Origin of the sequence: Enterobacter sp. 5-4, from assembly GCF_000612205.1 — a bacterium.
In the GTDB taxonomy this organism is placed as follows: domain Bacteria; phylum Pseudomonadota; class Gammaproteobacteria; order Enterobacterales; family Enterobacteriaceae; genus Enterobacter; species Enterobacter roggenkampii.
This window is the reverse complement of sequence record NZ_JFHW01000008.1, coordinates 1-23,646: the sequence shown is the minus strand read 5'-3', so window position 1 is coordinate 23,646 and position 23,646 is coordinate 1. Positions and strand designations below refer to the sequence as shown.

At 59.6% G+C, this 23,646-nt stretch carries 12 protein-coding genes; 4 read left to right on the top strand and 8 right to left on the bottom strand.

Annotated features, from left to right (window positions below):
• Positions 1-48 precede the first annotated feature (48 nt).
• The 5 genes from AA74_RS0104040 to AA74_RS0104020 form a co-directional block, all read right to left on the bottom strand.
• Positions 49-708, bottom strand: a complete 660-nt coding sequence (locus AA74_RS0104040) for an O-methyltransferase (RefSeq protein ID WP_008502311.1) — start codon at positions 706-708, stop codon at positions 49-51.
• A gap of 147 nt (positions 709-855) precedes the next feature.
• Positions 856-2,235 carry an efflux transporter outer membrane subunit gene (locus AA74_RS0104035; RefSeq protein WP_025911247.1) on the bottom strand — a complete coding sequence of 460 codons (1,380 nt, stop codon included), beginning with the start codon at positions 2,233-2,235 and terminating at the stop codon, positions 856-858.
• Positions 2,232-3,314: an HlyD family secretion protein gene (locus AA74_RS0104030; protein WP_025911245.1), complete on the bottom strand. Its 1,083-nt coding sequence runs from the start codon at positions 3,312-3,314 to the stop codon at positions 2,232-2,234. Before AA74_RS0104030 ends, AA74_RS0104035 begins: the two co-directional genes overlap by 4 nt.
• A gap of 22 nt (positions 3,315-3,336) precedes the next feature.
• A complete protein-coding gene (locus AA74_RS0104025) occupies positions 3,337-4,989 on the bottom strand; it encodes an MFS transporter (RefSeq protein ID WP_008502308.1) in 1,653 nt (550 codons plus the stop codon).
• Positions 4,990-5,147: 158 nt separating this feature from the next.
• The gene (locus AA74_RS0104020; protein ID WP_025911241.1) at positions 5,148-6,467 is read right to left on the bottom strand and encodes an MFS transporter; all 1,320 of its coding nucleotides are present in this window, start codon (positions 6,465-6,467) and stop codon (positions 5,148-5,150) included.
• A gap of 327 nt (positions 6,468-6,794) precedes the next feature.
• Here AA74_RS0104020 and AA74_RS0104010 point away from each other — a divergent pair, with 327 nt between their 5' ends.
• Positions 6,795-7,589: a YdcF family protein gene (locus AA74_RS0104010; RefSeq protein ID WP_025911239.1), complete on the top strand. Its 795-nt coding sequence runs from the start codon at positions 6,795-6,797 to the stop codon at positions 7,587-7,589.
• 48 nt (positions 7,590-7,637) lie between these two features.
• Here AA74_RS0104010 and gap read toward each other — a convergent pair whose 3' ends face one another.
• Positions 7,638-8,639 (bottom strand): type I glyceraldehyde-3-phosphate dehydrogenase, encoded by a 1,002-nt coding sequence (gene gap, locus AA74_RS0104005; protein ID WP_025911237.1) that lies wholly within the window; start codon positions 8,637-8,639, stop codon positions 7,638-7,640.
• A 189-nt stretch (positions 8,640-8,828) separates the two neighbouring features.
• On the opposite strand from gap, the gene cybB reads away from it, so the two are divergent.
• Complete coding sequence (cybB, locus tag AA74_RS0104000; protein ID WP_025911235.1) at positions 8,829-9,359, top strand: cytochrome b561; 531 nt, start codon at positions 8,829-8,831, stop codon at positions 9,357-9,359.
• An 89-nt stretch (positions 9,360-9,448) separates the two neighbouring features.
• On the opposite strand, the gene AA74_RS0103995 is transcribed toward cybB, so the two are convergent.
• Both AA74_RS0103995 and AA74_RS0103990 read right to left on the bottom strand, forming a co-directional pair.
• On the bottom strand, positions 9,449-10,516 hold the full coding sequence (locus tag AA74_RS0103995; protein ID WP_025911233.1) for an oxidoreductase: 1,068 nt from the start codon (positions 10,514-10,516) through the stop codon (positions 9,449-9,451).
• 13 nt (positions 10,517-10,529) lie between these two features.
• Complete coding sequence (locus AA74_RS0103990; protein ID WP_025911230.1) at positions 10,530-11,273, bottom strand: DeoR/GlpR family DNA-binding transcription regulator; 744 nt, start codon at positions 11,271-11,273, stop codon at positions 10,530-10,532.
• 738 nt (positions 11,274-12,011) lie between these two features.
• Between AA74_RS0103990 and AA74_RS0103980 the strand changes: the two genes are divergently transcribed.
• Positions 12,012-13,349, top strand: coding sequence for a TolC family outer membrane protein (locus AA74_RS0103980; protein ID WP_025911228.1), 1,338 nt, complete (start codon positions 12,012-12,014; stop codon positions 13,347-13,349).
• A gap of 121 nt (positions 13,350-13,470) precedes the next feature.
• The coding region (locus AA74_RS0103975; protein ID WP_025911227.1) for an Ig-like domain-containing protein at positions 13,471-23,646 on the top strand (10,176 nt) is incomplete at its 3' end.

The following is a 23,646-nucleotide window of genomic DNA, read 5'->3' as shown; positions in this document are numbered from 1 at the left end:
ACGAGTGCGAAATGTAGGCCGGGTAAGGCAAAGCCGCCACCCGGCTGGTTATCGTTCTACAATCGCCAGCGTAAACCCATCCCATCCCTTAATCCCCACCGTTTGCAGCGCGGTGGCGGTTAAGCGCGGGTTATCGCCCATCATCTCAATAAAACGCCGCACGCCCAGCACGCGCGCGTCGTCGCTTTGGCCGTTAATGACTTCGCCATCACGGACCACGTTATCGCCGATAATTACCGTACCGGGGCGGGAGTAGTGCAGCGCCCATTCCAGATAGCCGGGATTGTTCGGCTTATCGGCATCAATAAAGATCAGGTCGAACGGCGGAACCTCGCCGAAATTCTCCAGCGAGCTCAGCGCCGGGCCTTCAATTAATTCAATGCGTTCGTTTAACCCCGCAAGCTGAATATTCTCGCGCGCAACGCGGGCATGCGTGGGATCGGCCTCAAGCGTAATCAGCTTACCGTCCGGCGGCAGCGCGCGCGCCATCCAGATTGAGCTGTAGGCACCCAGCGTCCCGATCTCAAGAATGCGTCTTGCCTGCGTCATGCGCACGAACAGCGCCAGCAGCTGCCCCTGATTAGCCGCGACATCATGTTCAGGCAGCCCGGCGCGTTTGTTGTTTTCCAGCACCTGATTCAGTACGTCATCGTCAGGAATAAGCGAAGAAATCATGAAATTATCAACTGCAGACCACTGTTGTTGCATAGATTGACTCCTTGTGGGGATTGCCGGGTGGCGGCTACGCCTTACCCGGCTTACAGGGCTGAGGAATAAACGCCGGGTGGCGCTTCGCTTACCCGGCCTACGGGGCGAAATGTAGGCCCGGTAAGCGAAGCGCCACCGGGCAGGTTTTCAGGCACTGACCCAGCCGCCGCCCAGCGCTTTATACAAATCAATCTGCGCCAGCAGCAGGTTATTTTTCACCTGCACGACGCTGGTCTGGACCGAGAACAGCGTGCGCTGCGCGTCCAGCACGTCAAGATAGGAGGAATAACCGTTGCGATAGCGATTCTGCGCAATGCGCAGCGTCTCCTGGGCCACATCCTGCTGGGCAAGCAGCTCCGTCAGCTGTTCCTGATAGCGCGTAATCGCATCAAGGCTGTTGTTCACTTCGGCAAACGCGTTACGCACGGTCTTTTCATAGGCGTACAGCGCCTGGTTTCGCTGGGACTGGGAAATGTCCACCTGCGCATTCAGCGCCTGGCGGTTCAGCAGCGGGGCAAGGATACTGCCTCCGACGCTCCAGAGCTGGAGCGGGTTGTCCAGCAGGCCGGAAAGGGTGCGATCCTGAACCGAACCGTTGGCGGTCAGGTTGATCGACGGCAGCAGGCTGGCGCGCGACGCCGCGAGCGAGGCATCCGCCGCCACCAGCTGGCGTTCGGCCTGGACGATATCCGGCCTGCGGTTCAGCAGCGTAGAAGGCAGCTGCGACGGCAGCGTTAGCGGCGTCAGTGCTGCAAAGCTTTCGCTACGCGCCAGGTCGCCCGGGTTGCTTCCCAGCAGTAGGCTGAGGGCATTCTCCTGCTGTGCAATCTGGTGCTGCAGCACGGGCACCTGCGCCCGCGTTGAGCGAAGTTCGGAATCCGACTGCATCAGCTCCAGGCGCGAGCTGTAGCCCGTCTCAAACTGACGCTTCGCAAGGTTAAACGCCTCTTCGCGCGATTTCAGCGTGGACTCGGTCACCCGCAGCTGCTCGTCAAGCGAGAGCAGGGTGACATACCCGGATGCCACAGACGAGGCGACGGTCAAATCCGCGGCCGCGGCGGCGGCTTTTTGCGCCGCAAGCGTAGCTTCGGCAGCGCGCGAGGTGCTGCGGTTGACGCCCCAGATATCCACGTCATAGCTTGCCGTCAGGCTCCCTTTGTACAATGTGCCGTAAACCGGCAGCCCGGTCGCCGCGGATTGTGAACGGGCGCGCGTCCCGGTTACGCCCGCGTCGAGGGAGGGAAACAGGCTGCCGTCGGCCGCATAGACCCGCGCCTGATACTCGTTTATCCGTTCGCGGGCGATCAGCACGTCGCTGTTGTGCTGTAGCGCCTGATCCACATAGCGGCTCAGGTGGTTGTCATGGAAATTACGCCACCAGAGCTGCTCCGTCGGGCTGGCAGGGCCGGAGACGGTGCGCCACTGGGTGGGGATGTGCAGCGTCGGCTGTGCCGGTTTGACGTCAACGGACTGGCATCCGGCCAGCATGACCGCCACCACCAGCGCGGCTATCGGGCGAAGGATCATTGCTTCGCCTCCCGCGTATCAATGGTTACCTGCACCGACATACCCGGACGCAGCAGCGCGGAATCTTCTGGCTTACCGAGCACCTCAATGCGCACCGGAATACGCTGGGCAATTTTGACAAAGTTCCCGGTGGCGTTATCCGGCGTGATGGCGCTGAATTCAACCCCGGTCGCCGGAGAGATGCTCTCCACGCGCCCCTGATACGCCTTGTTGTTCAGGGCATCAACGGTGAACTTCACCGGCTGGCCGACGCGCAGCTCCGCGAGCTGGGTCTCTTTAATGTTGGCGATGACCCAGTGCTGCGGCGGCACCAGGGTGGTGAGATGGGTTCCGGCGGTCACGTAGGCCCCGAGACGCACGGCGATCTGGCCGAGCTGGCCGTCACGCGGCGCCACAATGCGGGTGTTTTGCAGGTCAATCTGCGCCAGTTCCAGCGCTGCTTTGGCGTTTTCAACATCCGCTTCCAGCGCACCGCGATTGACAATCACCGTCTGCAGATCCTGACGCGACATCTCAAGGGCGGCTTTCGCCTGGTCGATGTCGGCGCTGCCCTGAGCGGCACTGGCCAGCGCGGCGTCGCGCTCGCGAATGGAAAGCGAGCCGTCCGCCGTCAGCTCTTTCACCCGTTTTAAATCCGCCTGGCTTTTCAGGCTCTGGGCGCGGGCATTTTTCAGCGCGGCGTCATTTTTGGCGATCGTTGCTTCGGCGCTTTTACGCTGCTGCAGGTTGTTATTCAGGGCGGCAATTTTCATCGCCAGCTGCGCCTCTGCCTGATGCACCCGCTGACGATAGATACGGTCATCGATCTGCAGCAGCAGATCGCCTTTTTTGACCTGCACAAAGTCCTGAACCTTCACCTCGGTGATATAGCCGTTCACCTGCGGGCTGATAAACGTCGTCTGGCCGCGCACGTAGGCGTTATCGGTAAACTGCGCGTGACGGGTGAACGGCGGGAGTTGCCACGCATAAAGGATCACCAGCACGCCGACAATACCGATGGCGGCGGCGGTGAAAACGGAAACAATGCGCACATTTTTGCGGGTGTTGGCCTGCTCTTTGGCGGCATCCTGCTGACTCATAAACTCTCCAGAACTCTTTCAATTATTTGTTGCCGGTGGCGTTCTTCAGCGCCAGACGGGCAGTGATGCGCAGGCGCAGCAAGCGCCATAAAATCCAGACCAGCGTGGCGGCAGCGATGCTCGCCGTCAGCAGATAAGTATCGTTATAAGCCAAAATATTCGCCTCCAGCGCGGTGACCGTTTGCAGCTGCGTTATCGCCTGGGTTCCCAGCAGCGCGCTGTCGCCAATCAGGCTTTTGTACATTTGGGTATAAAGCTGAATTCGCTCGTTGACCAGCGGGTTGAGCGTGGTGAGCTGGTCCGCCAGCAGGCTGGAGTGGTATTTCTCGCGCCAGGTCTGGAAGGTGCCGAGGATCGCGGAGCCCAGCAGGCCGCCCAGGTTCTGGCTCATGCCAAACATCACCGAGAAGCTGACCAGGTTACGCGGGTCGGCGATCACCCCGCCAATGGCGGCCAGCATAGCGGGCGCCAGGAAGAAGGCGCTGCCGAAGCCCAGCAGGAACTGGCTTACCATCAGCTGATCCGGACGGGTCAGGTTGTTGGACTGGCTGTCCAGCAGCGAGGCAACAATCATCAGCGCCAGAGACGTGATGATTGGCCACGCCAGTTTCGTCGGCTTGATGGTGAGACAGCTGGTGACAATCCCGCAGACGATACCGGCGAAAATGGACCACGCAAGGTGCGTCATCTGCTCGTTCTGTAAGCCCACGTACTGCAGCCAGCCGATGACGCCGGTGTTCTGCTCGGCCAGCACGATACGGATCAGCAGCATAATCAGCCCCAGGCGGACGATGCTGCCGCTCGACAGCCAGCGGGTGTTCAGCAGCGGGTTGCTGCGGTTATGTTCAAAGACGATGGCTGCGACAATCAGCACCAGCGATAGCGCCAGCGACCAGCCGATCCACGGCGCTTCGAACCACCAGTCAAGGCGGCCCAGAGAGAGGACGGCACAGAGCAGGGCCATCCCGGGGGCCAGTAAAAAGAAGGTGATAAAGTCTTTTTTCTCAAAGACCTTGCGCCGGTCGCCCGGTGGTAGTTTTAAGGCGATGACGCAGGCCAGGGAGATCAGCGCCAGTCCCAGCTCGAAGAAATAGAGCCCGCGCCACTCGTCCAGCTGCAGCAGCTCGGTTGAAAACAGGCGGGCCAGCGGGATGGCGAGCGACGATCCGGTGATGCCGATGGTCAGTGCCTTCAGGCGGTGCTTCGCAGGCCAGGCCTGGATCTGATAGTAAATCCCCAGCGAGCTGAGCGCGGCGGCCACCATGCCGTGCGCGGCGCGCACCATCAGCGCCGAGCTGAGATCGTTAACGAACAGGTGGAAAAAGGTGACCAGCACGTACAGCACCAGAAAACCTTCCGTAAAGGCGCGCAGGCCGTACTGCTGGCGGAATTTAACCAGCAGCAGGTTGATGGAGATGTTGGTCATCACATAAACCGCGGGCAGCCAGGCGATTTCGGTTGACCAGGCGCCGAAGGTCCCCTGCAAATTTTGCAGGTTGGCGGTTACCACCGCATTCCCCAGCGCTCCCGTCAGGCAGACCAGCAGGCCCACGACGCCATAGGCAATGCGTTTTGGCGTACTGTGTTCGGGCGTGGAGGGCGAACCCAGCAGGGCGGGTTTCTCATGTGGCTGCCACTCGCGAGGAGCATAAGGGTCGCGTTCGGGCAGGCGCATAACGTCGTTTACCTTAGAAATGATTGAATAATTAGCGGGCTAGCGATTCTACGACTCCCGCAAATGATAATTCAAGTGAATATGATTTACGCATGTTAATCAAATGGTGAAGGGAAATTTAAGGAAAAAGAGCGGCCCGCAGGACGGGCCGGGAAGGGTCAGAGACGTTCGGGCTGCGCCTGGATGAGAGTGGCGCGCTTAACGCGGCTGGCGCAGAAAATCGCGATTAAAGAAATGGTCACCGTGACGGCAAGATACCAGGCCACCGGCACCCAGTCGCCGTCGTATTTTGCCAGCAGGCCGGTGGCAATCAGCGGCGCGGTACCGCCTGCCAGCGCGGCACCCAGCTGATAGCCGAGCGTAATGCCGGTGTAGCGCACGTTTGCGCTAAAGATTTCAGAGCACAGCGTGCCGAGTACCGCCGTGACAGGGGCCCACAACACGCCAAAGGCGATGACCGTCGCGAGCACGATACCCCACGTGGTGCCGGTATTGAGCAGCATAAACCACGGTACGATAAACAGGCCCAGCACGAAGACGCTGATTGCGTACATGCGCTGACGGCCTACCTTATCGGAGAGCAGCCCCATTAGCGGGATCATAATGGTCGCCACCAGGGCTCCCAGCGTCACGGCTTCCAGCGCCTGCGATTTCTGATACGTCAGCGTGCTGGTGGCATAGCTCACCACGAAGGTCGAGAAAATATAGAACGGCGCGGTTTCAACCACCTTCAAACCGGCGGCAATCAACACTTCACGCCAGTGATGTTTCAGCGTATCGCGCAGCGGGGCCTTCGCTACCTGACCGGACGCTTTCACTTTCTGAAAATCGGGCGTTTCGTCAATATCTTTGCGGATCCACAGGCCGAGCAACACCAGTACCGAGCTCAGCAGGAACGGGATGCGCCAGCCCCAGGAGAGAAATTCCTCCTCGCTGAACAGGGTCATCAGCGACACGATAAAGGTTGCCATCAGCATGCCGATGGTGACGCCCGCCTGCGGAATACTGCCGAAGAAGCCTTTACGTTTTTCTGGCGCGTATTCATAGGCCAGCAGCAGCGCGCCGCCCCATTCACCGCCGATGCCCATCCCCTGAATGATGCGCATCAGGATCAGCAGAGCAGGCGCCCACAGGCCAATCATCTCATACGTGGGCAGCAGGCCAATCATAACGGTTGCACCTCCCATCAAAGAGAGGGTCAGCACGAGGGTTTTTTTACGTCCGATGCGGTCGCCGATGTGGGCGAAAAGTACCCCGCCAATGGGGCGAATAAAGAAGGTTAATGAGAAAGAGAGATAAGAGAGGATGAGTCCGATCACCGGATCGACCATCGGGAAAAAGATCTTATTGAAGACCAGCGCGGCCGCCGTACCGTAGAGAAAATAGTCAAACCATTCAATGGCGCTCCCGGTAAGGCTGGCGATTAACACCTTTTTATTTTTACGTAACACCGTCGTCGTACTTTCATGTTCTGTCATGACCTGAAACCCCGCCACGTTGATGATGAGAGAGGTGTCACCTGGCGCGCTTCAGGTGCAACCTGTGATGATAAAAAAGGTTGTGAAATTGTTAAGCAACTTAGGGTTGGATGTTGTCTTTGGCAAGCGCAGGGGGGATAAAACTGGTCAGATCACGGCGAAATAAGCAGCGTTGGGTGCTTTTTCATGCCGCCTGCACAATACAATGTTTTGTAGGGCTGGAAATCAAAAGCATAATAGGCAGGTGCAACCCGATGATTTTTGGATGTTTCTGGTTATTTCAGAAAAATGATAAATTCGGCGCTTCAACAACGTGAGGAGATCACCATGGTTCAGGCCCATTTTCCCGTTCTGGCGGATGCCACGCTGGCGGCTTTCAATACTGTCGGTGAATGGCTGGCGCAGGACGACCTGAGCGCGACCCGTCCGAGCCCGGAAGTCGATGCGGTGATTCTGGCCGGAAACGCGGTGATCCCCACCATTGATGCGGCCTGCCGTATTGCCGCCCAGAGAGATGTACCGCTTCTGATCAGCGGCGGCATCGGCCATTCGACCCCCTTTTTATATACCGCCATTGGTAATCATCCGCGTTACCACACCGTACCGGTCACCGGGCGGGCCGAAGCGAGCATTCTTGCCGACATTGCGCGGGCGTTCTGGCAGATCCCCGAGGCGCAGCTGTGGGTTGAGGATCGCTCCACCAACTGCGGTGAAAACGCGCGTTTTAGCTGGAACATGCTGAAACAGCATCATCGAACGACCGGGCGGGTGCTGGTGGTGCAGGATCCGACGATGCAGCGCCGCACGATGGCGACGTTTGCCCGCGTGTGTCGTGATGAGCCCATTTCGCCGCAGTGGGTCAGCCATCCCGGGTTTACGCCGACGCTGCAAAACGGTAACGAGGGCGTGGAATTCAGCGAGGGCCACACCGGGCTGTGGTCCGTTGACCGTTACCTTTCACTGGTTATGGGGGAGCTGCCGCGACTGTATGACGACGCCAACGGCTATGGCCCGGCCGGGCGGGATTATATTGCTCACGTTGAATTCCCCGAGGCCGTCATGGCAGCGTGGAAACAGCTGCAGCAGGATCCTGTCCTGAAGGGCGCACGTAAAATAATTTAGGCTCGGAACAATCCCCTCGCCCCATTGGGGAGAGGGTGAGGGGGGAAATCACAGCGCCGCAAACTTATCCAGCGTCCGCACCAGCTGCGTCACAAACCCATACTCGTTGTCATACCAGGCAACGGCTTTCACCAACTGAAGGTCTCCCGCTTCTGACACCTCCGTCTGCGTGGCGTCAAACACCGAACCATAATGCGAGCCAATCACATCTGACGACACAATCTCTTCATCGGTATACCCGAACGATTTATTGCCCTGAGTGGCCTTTTTCAGCGCGGCGTTGATCTCCTCAACGGTCACTTTCTTGCCCAGAATGGCCACCAGTTCGGTCACGGAGCCCGTTTTAACCGGCACGCGCTGGGCGTGGCCTTTCAGTTTGCCGCTGAGCGCAGGGATCACCAGACCGATGGCCTTTGCGGCTCCGGTGGTGTGCGGAATGATATTCTCTGCCGCCGCCCGGGAGGCGCGAAGATCTTTCCCGCGCGGGCCATCCACCAGCGCCTGGGTACCGGTATAGGCATGAATGGTGGTCATGGTGCCCACCTTAATTTCAAACGCGTCGTTCAGGGCTTTTGCCAGCGGGGCGAGGCAGTTGGTGGTGCAGGAGGCGACGGAAATAATGGTATCACTGGCGTCAATGGTCTCGTCGTTCACGCTGTAGACGATGGTTTTCATGTCCCCCGCGGGCGCAGAGATCAGCACCTTCTTCGCGCCCGCGTCCAGGTGCGCCCGTGATTTCTCTTCAGACGTATAAAAGCCGGTGCACTCCACAACGATATCCACGCCCGCGGTTTTCCACGGAATGTGCTTTGCCTCTTTTTCGGCATACACCGCGATGGTTTTACCGTCAACGATCAGCGCATCCTCGGTGAAATCCACGCTCCACGGGAAGCCACCGTAGTTGGAGTCGTGCCTGAGCAGGTAGGCCAGCACTTTGGGAGAGGTGAGGTCGTTGATGGCGACGACGGTATTACTGTCCTGGGTTTCAAGAAGGCGGCGCAGAACAAGACGTCCGATGCGTCCAAATCCGTTAATGCCAATTTTACTCATGGTGTTCTCCTGTAAACGTGTCGATGTGACAGTTTGAACTCATCCAGGCTTAGACCATCACGGGCAGGGCGGCAATTGAAGATGCTTCATGCGGGAGGATGTATTTGAAAAACCATACAGAAAAGTTAATGAATTTTTAAGGAAAGGAGATTATGTTGGCGCGGTAACTGTTTTTAATCGAGAAATCACATGCGCACTAAATATACAAGCCTGCAAATTGGCATCCATTGGCTGGTGTTTCTGTTAATCATCGTCGCCTACTGCGCCATGGAGTTCAGAGGTTTCTTCCCGCGCACCGCGCGCCCGACGATCAACATGATCCACGTCTCATGCGGGATCAGTATCCTGGTGCTGATGGTGACGCGTCTGCTGGTTCGCCTGAAATTCCGCGCACCACCGATTCAACCGAAGCCAAAAGCGATGGTGACGGGGATGTCTCATCTGGGGCATCTGGTGATGTATCTGCTGTTTATTGCGCTGCCGCTGATTGGCATTGTGATGATGTATAACCGGGGCAGCGACTGGTTTGCTTTTGGCCTGGCGATGCCGCATGCGGCGGAGTCCAATTTTGACCTGGTAGATATGCTGAAAGAGTGGCACGAGACGCTGGCAAATCTGGGCTATTTTGTGATTGGCCTGCACGCCGCGGCGGCGCTGATGCATCACTATTTCTGGAAAGATAATACCCTTCTGCGCATGATGCCGAAAAAGCGTTCGTAGTCTTCTCGCCCGGCGGCGCTTCGCTTGCACGGGCCTACAAACGGCTCTGAATCGTAGGCCGGGTAAGCGCAGCGCCACCCGGCTTGTTTTTAACCCAGCAAAGCACGCTCTTCAACTGTTAATGCCAGCGCCTGGGTTGACCCCGTCTCAGACGACGTCACCGCCGCTTCCAGCACGGCCATCACCGCCAATGCCTCAACAGGGTGGACAGGATTGGCGATTTCCCCGCGTAGCGCATCACGCACGTTGATGTAGTACTGACGCTGATCGCCTTTCGGGGTAGGGATCGTCTGCGATGCACCGTCAGCGCCAAAGAACACCATGCTGTCGCTGTCTTCGCCCCAGGCCTCACTGCCGGGGATCACCCCGGAGAGCAGCTGTGCTTCCTGCTGATCGATTCTGGCCTTCACCACGCTGCCCTTGTCCCCGTGGACGGCAAAGCGCGCCGTACCGCCCGCCACCAGCATGCTGGCGTGCAGAATCACCTTATGCTCCGGGTAGTTTAAGACCACGTGCGCCCAGTCGTTAATTTCTGCACCGTCGCGCAGCGTCGCGATATTCCCCTGAACCGACTGCGGCAGGCCAAAGAGCTGCAGCGTCTGGTCGATAAGATGAGGACCCAGGTCAAACCATAAGCCACTTCCGGGGACGTTCTGCTCGCGCCAGCGCACGCGCACTTCCGGGCGGAAGCGGTCGATATGCGACTCCAGGTGTTTGACCTTGCCGAGCGTGCCCTGCTCAATAACCTGCTTAATGCCGAGGAAATCGCTGTCCCAGCGGCGGTTGTGGAAGACGGAGAGCAGACGCTGCTTTTCCTCCGCCAGCGCAATCAGGTCGCGGGCTTCCTGCATGTCGAGGGTGAAGGGCTTATCCACCACGACATGCTTGCCGGCGTTCAGAGCCAGCGTCGCCAGCGGGGCGTGCGTGGCGTTGGGGGAGGCAATCACCACCAGATCAACATCCGGATGCTGAATAGCCTCTTCAGGGGTGGCGACCACCTCTACGTCCGGCAGATCGCGTTTAACCTTCTCTTCATCACGAGAAGAGACCACGGCCAGCTTAAGCCCGTCCACAGACTGGATTAACGGGGCATGGAAGGTTTTGCCCACAAATCCATACCCGATCAGCGCAATGTTAATTGTTCGAACTGTACTCATGAACTTCTCCACGTTAATTCGCGCACACCGTGACCTGCAATGCGCCAGGGTCCCCAAGCTCAGGCCAGGGACGATCTAAAAAGAGTTGTTGAATGTTGGATAACCCGGAAACCAGATACGGCTCGCAGCGGTTGACCTTCAGGTGGTCGGCAACAATCCAGTGCGCATGGCTTGCGTCAAGCATCGCGCGCTTAACATCGGCATCCGCTTCTTTACCGGCGCTCAAACCGAGTTCGGCATGAATGGCGCACGCCCCGAGGATGGCGATATCTGCCCGATAACGGGACAGCAACGACAACGTGGCGCTTCCGGCAAACAGGCGCTGCTGGTGGTCCCATTTCCCCCCGAGCAGGATCAGTTCAACGTCTTCCCGGTCGCTAAAATGCTGGGCGATATCCAGCGACGTGGTTATGACGGTGAGCGGCCCGCGAAGAAAGGAGGCGACAGCCATTACCGTGCTGCCCGCATCCAGAAACAGGGTAGAACCCGCAGGGACCTGCAGGGCGACCTGTTTTCCGAGGCGCTGTTTGGTTTCCGGCAGCAGCGTATTGCGGCCCTGACGGTTCATGGCGGAGAGATTCAGCGCGATGGCTCCGCCGTGGTTCTTCTGCGCCAGGCCCTGGTTCTCCAGGTCGGTCAGATCCCGACGGATGGTATCGGCTGAAACCTGCAGCTTTTCTGCCAGTTCGGTGATGCTGGCCTGGCCTTGCTCGCTCAGGATATCCAGAACGTGGCGCTGTCGTGCAGTTTTGTGCATCGGTTACATTCCTGCAAAATATCGCAATAGTTTGCATAATACAGCATTTTAACGCAGAGAGAAGGGCAACGTGGTTTTGATGTCGGGGAGAGAGGTGATGATTCAGATGCGTGATTATTAAAATTTTATTAAACAGGTATAAGCAAGCCGTTTTGAATGTTAATCATAATGTTATCGTTATGTTTTATTTAACGGTTTGGATTATGTAACCAGTGCAACACCATTGTCTGGAGTTAAGTTTCGACAAAATAGATATTTATAGATATTAATTGCTTTGATTAGTTTTTTAATAGCGATAAATCCCAATTCATCCTGTTTGGCTACTTAAATTGACACTTCTTTGAAAATCTTTGTGTCTGACCCGCGCGGAAATTAACGCAAAAATGTGCAGGGAGCAAATTAAGAATTTTCCTTAAATAACAGACGGTTTATATGTTTCATCTGAAAGGTCATTTTAAGACTTTTGTCCAGAAACCCCATCTTTTTTCTTAATTGTAACACCACATTAACATTGTGGGTGTAGTGGCCTATAACACATTTTGTTATGCTGCTAACCACTTTAGGAAATAAGTAAATTCTTAATTAAATAAGACGCAGGCAGATCTCATCTCCAGGGGGAAATGGGTATGGGGAGTTTTACCTAAAATTCGGCAAGGATGCTAAAAAAGATATTTGTCTAATTATCTATACCTCTTTTTGGGTAATTGCTTCAGTGTCACTCAGAGTCAGGGAGATAAAATGACGATATTACGAAAGCCAATGTTACGCCGATTTACAGCAGCGCTGGCATTCATTTCATTAGCCATAAATACGGCGTACGCCAATAGTAATCAGGTGGGTATTGCCCCGGTTGCCAGGACCACCTTAAAAGAAAGTATTCTTTTTGCTATCGATCGCGATCCGTCTATTAGTCAGCAGGCCGCGCAGCTCGGTATTGGTCAGGCACAAATAGATGAAGCGCGCAGCGGCTGGATGCCGCAAATATCGCTGAACGGGAGCACGGGCCATAGCCAGACTACCGATTCCAGCGGGTCGCTGAAGAATTCAGCCGCCTGGGGACTGAGCCTGACGCAGCTGATCTATGATTTTGGCAAGACCAATAACAGCATCAGCCAGTCTTCCGCCCAGCGCGATAGCTATCGCTACCAGCTGATGAGCACGCTCTCTGACGTGGCGGAAAAAACGGCGCTGAGCTATGTCGAGGTCAAACGCTATGCCGATCTGCTGCAGGCAGCAAAGGAGAACGTTCAGGCCCTGAAAAATGTTGAGCAGCTGGCAAAGCTGCGCGCCGACGCGGGCGTGAGCTCGACCTCCGATGAGCTCCAGACCCGCACGCGTATTGCCGGTATGCAGGCAACGGTCGCGCAGTATCAGGCCGCCTTAAACAGCGCCCGCGCAAGGCTTGCGGTATTAACCGGCATGCAGGCAGAAAACTATTCGCCTGTACCCGCAAACCTCGCGGTTGAACCTGATTCGCTCAACCGCATTGATTATTCGCTGATACCGGCGGTCATGGCCGCGCAAAACATGGAGCGCTCTGCCCAGTATGGCGTGGAGACGGCGAAGTCCCAGCACTGGCCGACCCTCAGCCTGAAGGGCGGACGTACCCGTTACGAGTCGGACAACCGTTCGTACTGGGACGACCAGATCCAACTCAACATTGACGCACCGCTTTATCAGGGCGGCGCGGTCTCTGCACGCGTGCGGCAGGCTGAAGGCGCGCGGGCGATGGCCTCCTCTCAGGTCGATCAGGCGCGTTTCGACGTCCTGCAAAAAGCCTCCGTCGCGCAGGCGGACTGGACCGGCGCGCGGGGAAGAATGGAGGCCGGGAAACAGCAGCTGCAAAATGCGCTGCGCGCCCGTGATGTTTATAAAAATGAGTACACCCTGAGCAAGCGGAGCATTAACGATCTGCTCAGCGTTGAGCAGGATGTCTGGCAGGCCACCTCGGCGAAAATAATCGCTGAGTATGATGGCTGGAGTTCGGCAATTAATTATGCTTCCGCGGTTGATAATTTAATGCCGCTTATTGGAATAGAGAAAAGCGCTGCCGCAAAACTACCCGATTTGAGTTAAAAAAAGACGCGTATTGTCGCGCAAAATAAGTCTGAAAATAATGGGTGTTTTTTCCCAGGGATAGCTACATCCGTCTGGTGGACATATCCACAGGAATCCGCACACCTGCAAGGAGAGAAATATGAGTAACATAAAGGTTGTTGATGTCATCATTCGCAAAACGGCGGAGAAAACGAAATTAACCGGCGAAGGAAATTTGTCGGTCTCTATTTCCTCCCCGAGCGTGATTGAAGTCCAGGGTTCTGCTCAGGATGTGGTGCGATATGTCCGCCAGGGTAAAGACCTCCTCATTTATATGAAAGATGGCAGCGTGATTCGCTGCAATAACTATTTTGTTGAAGATCCTGAGACGCACAACCAGTCAGAGCTGGTGTTCAACGATCGTCAGGAACTGACGCATATTTCTTTTGCCGATACCGGGGAAGCGTCAGGCGTTGCGGTGACCGAGCTAACCGCGCAGGCCACACCGATTAGCAGCATTCAACCTTTCCTGGAGCAGGGAAGCGTCTTAAGCGACGCCCCGTGGGGCTGGATTGCGGGAGCTGCATTAGGCGGCGGTGCCATCGGGGCGCTGCTGGCAAACGGCGGCGACGGCGAGACTAAAACAAAAGTTATTGATAATACGAAAGAGGTGGAAAGCGCCACGCCAACCTTCCTGCTGTCGGATAAAGCGGGCGACAAGCAGGGCGTGCTGACAGCAAACGCGATCACGGACGACAACACGCCAACCTTTAGCGGTACCGGTCAGCCGGGCGCGACCATCCAGATCAAAGACAGCAGCGGCAGCACCATCGCCAGCGCCATGGTCGGTAAAGAGGGCACCTGGACGGTAAAATTACCGACCCAGACGGACGGGGAACACACCTGGTCGGTGGTGCAGATCGACGGCAGTAAAACCACCGATGCGGGCAACATTACCGTAACGGTCTCGACCGCCGAGGCTGCCATTACGCTGGCTACCACGGCGGGCGACAACGTGCTTAACGCCAGCGAGCAATCCGCGGGCTTTACGCTCTCCGGTGCCAGCAAGAATCTGGCGCAGGGTACCGCACTCACCGTGACGCTGAACGGTAAAACCTATACGACGGAAGTGGGGGCTGACGGGACGTGGAGTGTTAACGTGCCCGCGGCCGACGCGCAGGTGCTGGGCGATGGCACCTGGACGGTCAACGTCAGCGGCAAAGACGCGGCGGGTAACACGGTGAGCGGCAGTCAGACAATCGGCGTGGATAGCGTCGCGCCAACCCTCTCTGTCGATACCCTCGCGCAGGACAACATCATTAATGCCGCCGAGCACAGCCAGCCGCTGACGCTGACCGGCAAAACGACTGCGGAAGCCGGTCAGATCGTCACGGTCACGCTGAACGGTAAAAACTACAACGCCACGGTGGGCAGCGACGGTACCTGGTCCGTCACGCTTGCCGCGGACGACGTGCAGGCGCTCAACGAGGGTAATCACACCCTGACGGTGAACGTCAGCGACAAAGCGGGCAACGGTTCGTCTGTCACCGCAGATTTCACGGTGGATACCACCGCGCCGGTGGTCACCATCGATACCGTGGCGGGCGACGACATACTGAACACCAGCGAACAGGGCCAGGCGCAGATTATTTCCGGGCAGACGAGCGGCGCGTCGGCAGGCGATGTGGTCACCGTGACCGTTGGCGACCAGTCCTTCACCGGCGTAGTGCTGGCGGACGGCAGCTGGAGCGTGGGCGTTCCGGCATCCGTGCTGGGCGCGCTGGGTGAAGGCAACCACACGATTTCAGTATCCGTGACCGACGCGGCAGGCAACACCGGCAGCGCCACGCACGGCATTACGCTGAGCGGCAACCCGCCAGAATTTACGATTGACGCCATTAGCCAGGACAACGTGCTGAATGCCCAGGAGGCGATGCAGCCGCTGAGCCTGACCGGTACCAGCAACCTGCCTGACGGCAGCGCCATTACCGTGACGCTGAACAACGTCAGCTATCAGGCCACCGTTGAAAACGGCATCTGGGCGGTCCAGGTGCCGGTTTCCGACGTGCTGAATCTGGCGAACACCCTCTACACCGTCAGCGTCAGCGGCACTGACAGCGTGGGTAACAGCGGCTCTGCCGGGGCGACGCTGCTGGTGGATACCGTGCTGCCGCAGGTGATCATCAACACCTTTGCGGGCGACAACCTGGTCAATAACGCCGAAGCGGGTGTCGATCAAACCCTCAGCGGTCGCGTTACCGGCGCGGCGGCGGGCGATACCGTTTCTGTCACCGTGGGCGGCAAGAGCTACACCGCCACGGTGGGCAGCGATCTGACCTGGAGCGTGAAAATCCCGTCAGCGGATCTTAAGGCGTTCGGCGACGGCGATTTAACCTTCACCGCGTCGGTGACCAATTCGCACGGCAATACCGGTACCGGCGAGCGCGATATCAACATCAACGCACAGCTGCCGGGCCTGCGCGTGAACACCATTTCCGGCGATGACGTGGTCAACGCCATCGAACAGCAGCAGGATCTGACCGTCACCGGCGCCAGCACCCACCTGGCCGCGGGCACGCCGATCGTCGTCACCATTAACAACGTCGAATATAACGCCGTGGTTACCGCCAGCGGCGGCTGGAGCATTGGCGTTCCTGCTGCGGACCTGCAGGCCTGGACCGCGGGAGAGGTGACGGTTAGCGTCAGCGCAAAAGATGCCTGGGGCAATACCGTTGCGGCTGAACACCCGATTGAACTCGATCTCAACGCCGTGGCGGTCACCATTGATACCGTCTCCGGCGATGACCTGCTGAATGCGGCAGAAAAAGGTGCCGATTTAACCCTTTCCGGCCAGACGCAGGGCGTGGAGGCGGGGCAGACCGTGGTGGTGAAATTCGCCGACCAGACCTTTACCGCCCAGGTGCAGCAGGATGGCTCCTGGAGCCTGACCGTGCCCGCCAGCGCCATGGAAACCCTGATCGACGGGCGCGCGCAGGTGAGCGTCAGCGTCACGAACGTCAACGGTAACAGTGCCGACGCGTCGCGCGTGGTCACGGTGGATACGCTGCCGCCGGCGATTACCCTCGATAACCTCACCAGCGATAACATCATCAATGCGGCTGAGGCGCAGCAGGATTTAGCCTTAAGCGGCACCAGTACTGCGGAACCGGGCCAGACGGTCACCGTGACGCTGAACGGCAAAACGTATCAGACCACGGTCCAGACGGACGGAACCTGGCAGCTGATCGTACCGGCGGCTGACGTCGGTGCCCTCAACGATGGCATCGTGACCGTGACGGCCACCGTAAGCGACGTGGCGGGCAACAGCAGCAGCGCCGACCGCGTTGGGCTGGTGGACGCGACCGTGCCGCAGGTGACCATCAACCACTTCGTCACCGACACCAATACCGTTAACCAGCTCGCCCATGCACAGGCGCAGATCCTGAGCGGCTCCGTCACCGGGGCGGCAGCGGGCGATCGGGTGACTATCACTATTAACAGCGTCGATTACACCACCGTGGTGGATGCGGCGGGGAACTGGAGCCTTGGCCTGCCCGCGTCTGTCGTGCAGGGGCTGACGGACGGCACCTGGACCATCGACGTCTCCGTGACCGACCGATCCGGCAATACCGGAAGCAGTTCACTGGATGTGGTGGTGAATACCGTGACGCCTGTCATCGGTATCAACACGCTGGCGGTGGACGACGTGATCAACGCGGCAGAGAAAGGCGAAGAGCTGCAGATTTCCGGCACCAGCAACCAGCCGGAAGGCACGACCATTACGGTGACCCTGAACGGCATTCACTACACGGCTACCGCTGACGCCAGCGGAAACTGGAGCGTAACTGTTCCGGCGGCAAACGTCTCGGCGCTGGGCGAAGCGAATTACACCGTGACGGCGAACGTCACCGATAGCGTCGGCAACAGCGCCTCAACCTCGCACGACGTGCTGGTGGACAGCTCGCTGCCGGTGGTAACGATCGACACGCTGGCGGGCGACAATATCGTTAACGCGGCGGAAGTGGCGGCAGGGCAAACCCTGACCGGTAAGGTGACAAATGCGACGCCAGGTGACACTGTCACGATTACCCTGGGCGGCCAGACCTTTACTGCCACCGTGCAGGACGATCTCACCTGGAGCCTGCCGTTAACCCAGAGCCAGTTGACCGCGCTGGGCAACGGCGATCTCACCGTATCGGCCAGCGTCACCAACGCGCACGGCAATACCGGTTCTTCTTCGCTCGACTTCACCATCGACGCCCAGCTTCCGGGGCTGCGTATTGATACGGTCGCAGGCGACGACGTGATCAACGTGATTGAGCACGCGCAGAACCTGATTGTGTCCGGCACCAGCACCGATCTGGCGGCGGGCAGCGCCGTCACCGTGACCATCAACGGAAAAGCGTATTCCGCAACGGTGCTGGCGGACGGCTCCTGGCAGGCGGCGGTACCGGCGGCGGACGTGTCCCAGTGGGCAGATGGCTCGCTGGATATCAAGGCAAGCGCGCAGGATGCCTCCGGCAACCCGGTGGCTATCGGGACCGTCGTGGACGTCGATCTCGCGCCTGTCGCCATCACCATCAGCAGCGTGACCGACGACAACGTCCTTAACGCAGCGGAAAAAGGCCAGGATCTGGTGCTGTCCGGCACCACGTCCAACGTTGAAGCGGGCCAGACCGTCACCATTACCTTCGCAGGAAAAACGTACACCACGACGGTGGATGTCAATGGCGACTGGACCTGGACCGTTCCGGCTGCCGATCTGAGCGGCCTGAAAGACGGCGACGCCAGCGTGCAGGTCAGCGTCACCAACGTGAACGGCAACGCCGCGTCTTCGGCGCAGGCATTCAGCGTCGACACCACCGCGCCGACGGTGACCATCAACACCATCAGCAATGACAATATGCTGAACGCGGCAGAGGCGGCGCAGGATCTGATCCTGAGCGGCACCTCTACTGCCGAAGCGGGCCAGACGGTCACCGTGACCTTCAACGGCAATCAGTACACCGCGCAGGTGCAGGCGGACGGCAGCTGGACGCTCGACGTGCCTGCAGCCGATCTCGCGGGCATCACCGATGGCGGCGTCGCGGTCACGGCGACCGTGTCCGATAAAGCAGGTAACCCGGCCAGCGCGGGATCCTCGGTGCTGGTGGACACCACCGTGCCGCAGATCACCTTCAACATCGTTGCCGGCGACGACATCGTGAATATTGCCGAGCACGGCCAGGCGCTGATCGTCTCCGGTAAGGTGACGGGCGCGCAGGCGGGCGACGTGATTACCGTGACCCTGAACGGTAAAGATTACACCGCCATGCTGGACGCGTCCGGCAGCTGGAGCGTGGGCGTTCCGGCGGCGGACGTGGGCGCGCTGGTCAACGGCGACCAGACGATCTCCGCGACCCTCACCGACAAAGCCGGTAACAGCACCACTGCGACGCACGAATTTGACGTCTCCCTGACCGCGCCGGTGGTGGCCATCAATACCCTGGCGGCTGACGACGTGATCAATGCGACCGAGAAAGGCCAGGATCTGCAGGTGTCCGGCACCAGCAACCAGCCGGAAGGAACCGCCATTACGGTGACCCTGAACGGGATTAACTATACGGCCACCACCGACGCGAGCGGGAACTGGAGCGTGACCGTTCCGGCGGCAAACGTCTCGGCGCTGGGCGAAGCGAGCTACAACGTGACGGCGAGCGTAACTGACGCCGCGGGCAACAGCGCGAGCACCGGCCACAGCGTGCTGGTCGACAGCGCGCTGCCGCAGGTCACCATCAATCCGGTCGCGACGGACGATGTCATTAACGCCGCGGAAGTGGCTGCCGGACAGACCCTGAGCGGGAAAGTGAGCGGTGCGGCGAGCGGTGACACTGTCACCATTACCCTCGGCGGCAATACGTATACCGCGACGGTTCAGGACGATCTGAGCTGGTCGGTCAACGTGCCGTCCTCGGTCTTAACCGCCATCGGTAACGGCGATCTGACGGTGTCAGCCAGCGTCACTAACGGCCACGGCAACACCGGCACCGGCGAGCGCGACATCACCATTGATGCCAACCTGCCGGGCCTGCGCGTCGATACCGTGGCGGGCGACGATGTGATCAATAGCATTGAACACGCTCAAAATCTGATTATCACCGGTTCCAGCGACGGTCTGGCAACGGGCGCGGCGCTGACCGTCACCGTCAACGGCAAAACCTACGCGGCCACCGTACTGGCGGACGGCACCTGGACGGCGGCCATTCCGGCGGCCGACGTCAGCGCGCTCGGCGCGGGCACGGTTACCGTGAAGGTTGAAGGTCATAGCGCGGCGGGCAACCCGGTTTCCATCAGCCATGACGTGAAGGTGGATCTGGCGACAGTCGCCATCAGCATTAACCCGATTGCCTCTGACGACGTGATTAACGCGGCGGAGAAAGGCGCGGACCTGGTGCTGTCCGGCTCCACCACCAACGTGGAAGAAAACCAGACCGTTACCATCACCTTCGGCGGCAAATCGTACACCGCGACGGTGGATGCCGACGGCAACTGGACGGCCACCGTGCCGTCTGCCGATTTGGGCAGCCTGAAGGACGGCGACGCCAGCGTGCAGGTGAGCGTCACCAACGTGAACGGCAACAGCGCGTCGGCAGGCCGCGAGTACAGCGTGGACGCCACCGCGCCGACGGTGTCTATCGAGATCGTCAGCGACAATAACATCATCAATGCGGCCGAGGCGCAGCAGGATCTGGTCGTTAATGGTGTAACCAACGCCGAAGCGGGCCAGACCGTCACCGTGACCCTGAACGGCGTGGACTACACCACCACCGTGCAGGCAAACGGCAGCTGGAGCGTGACCGTGCCTTCCGCGGATGTCGGCGCGATTACCGACGGTAACTACACCATTAGCGCGGCGGTCTCCGATAAGGCGGGCAACCCGGCCTCTGCGGATCGCGACGTGCTGGTCGATACCACCGTCCCGCAGCTGACCATTCACACCGTGTCCGACGACGACGTGATCAACAGCGCCGAGCACGCGCAGGCATTGATTGTCACGGGCTCCGTGACCGGCGCGGCGGCGGGCGACGTGGTCACCGTCACCCTCAACGGCAAATCGTACACCGCCACCCTGGATGCCTCCGGCAACTGGAGCGTGGGCGTGCCTGCGGCAGACGTTACCGCGCTGGCCGCCGGGGATTACACTATTACCGCGGCGCTGACCGATAAAGCGGGCAACAGCAACAGCGCCACGCACGGTGTGGCGGTGAACCTGACCGCGCCGGGGCTGACCATTGACACCGTTTCCGGTGACGATGTGATCAACAGCACCGAGAAAACCCAGGATCTGACGATCTCCGGTACGGCGTCCGGCCTGGCGGCAGGCGCGGTAGTGACCGTGATGCTGAACGGCAAAGCGTACAGTGCGCAGGTGGACGATGACGGAAAATGGATCACCACCGTTCCGGCGAGCGAGGTCGGTCAGCTGGGCGAGGCACTTTATACCGTCACCGCGTCAGCCACGGACAGCGTCGGCAACAGCACCAGCGCGACGCACACGGTAAACGTGGAGTCCGTTCTGCCGGGCGTGATTATCAACACCATTGCGGGCGACGACGTGATTAACGCCGCCGAGCTGGCTGCCGGCCAGACCATCAGCGGTAAGGTGGTGAATGCCGAAGCGGGCAACACCGTGACCGTGACCATTGGCGGCAACCGCTACACCGCAACGGTGCAGAGCGATCTGACCTGGTCCGTCGATGTGCCGGAATCTATCCTGACCGCCCTGGGCAACGGCGATTTAACGGTGACCGCCAGCGTGACCAACGGCGTCGGAAACAGCGGATCCGCTGAGCGCGATATCACGATCGACGCTAACCTGCCGGGCCTGCGCGTGGATACCGTGGCGGGCGACGACGTGATCAACAGCATCGAGCACGGGCAGAATCTGATTGTGACCGGATCCAGCGATGGCCTGGCCGCAGGTACCACCTTGACCGTCACCGTAAACGGCAAAACCTACCCGGCCACCGTGCTGGCCGACGGCACCTGGCGTGCGGCCATCCCGGCTGCGGACGTGGGTGCCCTGGCGGCAGGCACGGTCACCGTGACCGTGGCAGGCCAGAGCAGCGCCGGTAATCCGGTCTCCATCAGCCATGATGTGACGGTGGACCTGGCGACCGTTGCCATCAGCATCGATGCGATTGCCGCCGACGACGTGATTAATGCCGCCGAGAAGGGCGCGGATCTGGTGCTCTCCGGGGCGACCTCGAACGTTGAGGAAAACCAGACCGTTACCATCACCTTCGGCGGCAAGAGCTACACCGCGACCGTCGGCGCCGACGGCAAATGGACGGCCACGGTGCCAGCCGCCGACCTGACGGGTCTGAAAGACGGCGACGCCAGCGTGCAGGTGAGCGTCACCAACGTGAACGGCAACAGCGCCTCGGCGGGACGTGAGTACAGCGTGGATGCCACCGCGCCGACCGTCACGATTAACACCCTGGCGACGGATGATATTCTGAACGCCGCCGAAGCGAAGAGCGATCTGACGGTTTCCGGTACCAGCACCGCCGAAGCGGGCCAGACGGTCACCGTGTCGCTGAACGGCAAAGACTACACCACCACCGTCAGCGCGGACGGCAGCTGGACGCTGAACGTTCCGGCGGCCGATCTGGCAGGATTAACCGACGGCAGCGTCACCGTGACCGCATCGGTCAGCGACAAGGCGGGTAACCCGGCTTCCGTGGACCACAACCTGACGGTGGATGTGACCGTTCCTGCGGTCACTATCAACACCATCGCGGGTGATGATGTGATTAACGTGGCTGAACACAGCCAGGCACACGTTATCAGCGGCACCGCCACCGGCGCGGCCGCGGGCGATAAGGTGACCGTCACCATCGGCGGCCAGACCTACACCACCGTGCTGGACGCGGCGGGGAACTGGAGCGTGGGCGTCCCGGCGAGCGTGATTTCCGGCCTCAGCGACGGCACCGTGACCGTCACGGCGTCCGTCACCGACGCGGCGGGCAACACCGGCACCGGCAGCCATAACGTGACCGTCGATACCGGTCTGCCTTCGGTCAGCTTCAACGCCATCAGCGACGATAACGTGCTGAACGCGGTGGAAAAAGGTCAGGATCTGAGCGTGAGCGGCACCAGCGCCAACCTGGCGGAAGGCACCGTGGTGACCGTGACCCTGAACGGCAAAAACTACACGGCGACGACGGCGGCAGACGGTACCTGGAGCCTGACGGTTCCGGCGGCGGATCTGGCCGGTCTGGGTCAGGCCAACTACACCCTGAACGCGACCGCCACCAACGGCGTGGGCAACAGCGTGAGCAACACCGCGAACCTGCTGGTGGACACCGCGCTGCCAACGGTCACCATCAACACCGTGGCGGGCGATAACGTCATTAACGCGGCGGAAGTGGCCGCAGGCCAGACCCTGAGCGGCACCGTGGCGAATGCCGAAGCGGGCAATACCGTGACCGTGACCATTGGCGGCAACAGCTACACCGCAACGGTGCAGAACGATCTGACCTGGTCTGTCAACGTGCCGTCTGACGTGCTGACGGCGCTGGGTAACGGCAGCCTGAGCGTGACGGCGACCGTTACCAACGGCCACGGTAACACCGGGACCGGCGAGCGCGAGATCGCTATCGACGCTAACCTGCCGGGTCTGCGCGTCGATACCGTGGCGGGCGACAACGTGGTCAACAGCATTGAGCATGCGCAGAACCTCATTGTCACCGGCTCCAGCGACGGGCTGGCACCGGGTACGGCCCTGACCGTCACCGTAAACGGTAAAGACTATGCGGCCACGGTGCTGGCGGACGGCAGCTGGAGCGCGGCTGTTCCATCAGCGGACGTGAGCGCGTGGCCGGAAGGTACCGTCAAAATCAGCGTTACCGGCGACAGCTCAGCGGGTAACCCGATTACCATCAGCCACGATGTGACGGTAGATCTGGCGACCGTTGCCATCAGCATCAATCCGATTGCGACCGACGACGTGATCAACGCGGCGGAGAAGGGCGCGGATCTGGTGCTGTCCGGTGCGACCATCAACGTGGAAGCCGGGCAGACCGTGACCATCAGCCTGAACGGCAAAATCTACACCACCACGGTGGACGACAGCGGCAACTGGACCTGGACCGTACCGTCTGCGGATCTGGCTGGCCTGAAAGACGGCGACGCCAGCGTGCAGGTGAGCGTCACCAACGTGAACGGCAACAGCGCCTCGGCGGGCCGCGAGTACAGCGTGGATGCCACCGCGCCGACCGTCACGATCAACACCCTGGCGACGGACGACATTCTGAATGCCGCCGAAGCGAAGAGCGAACTGACCGTGTCCGGC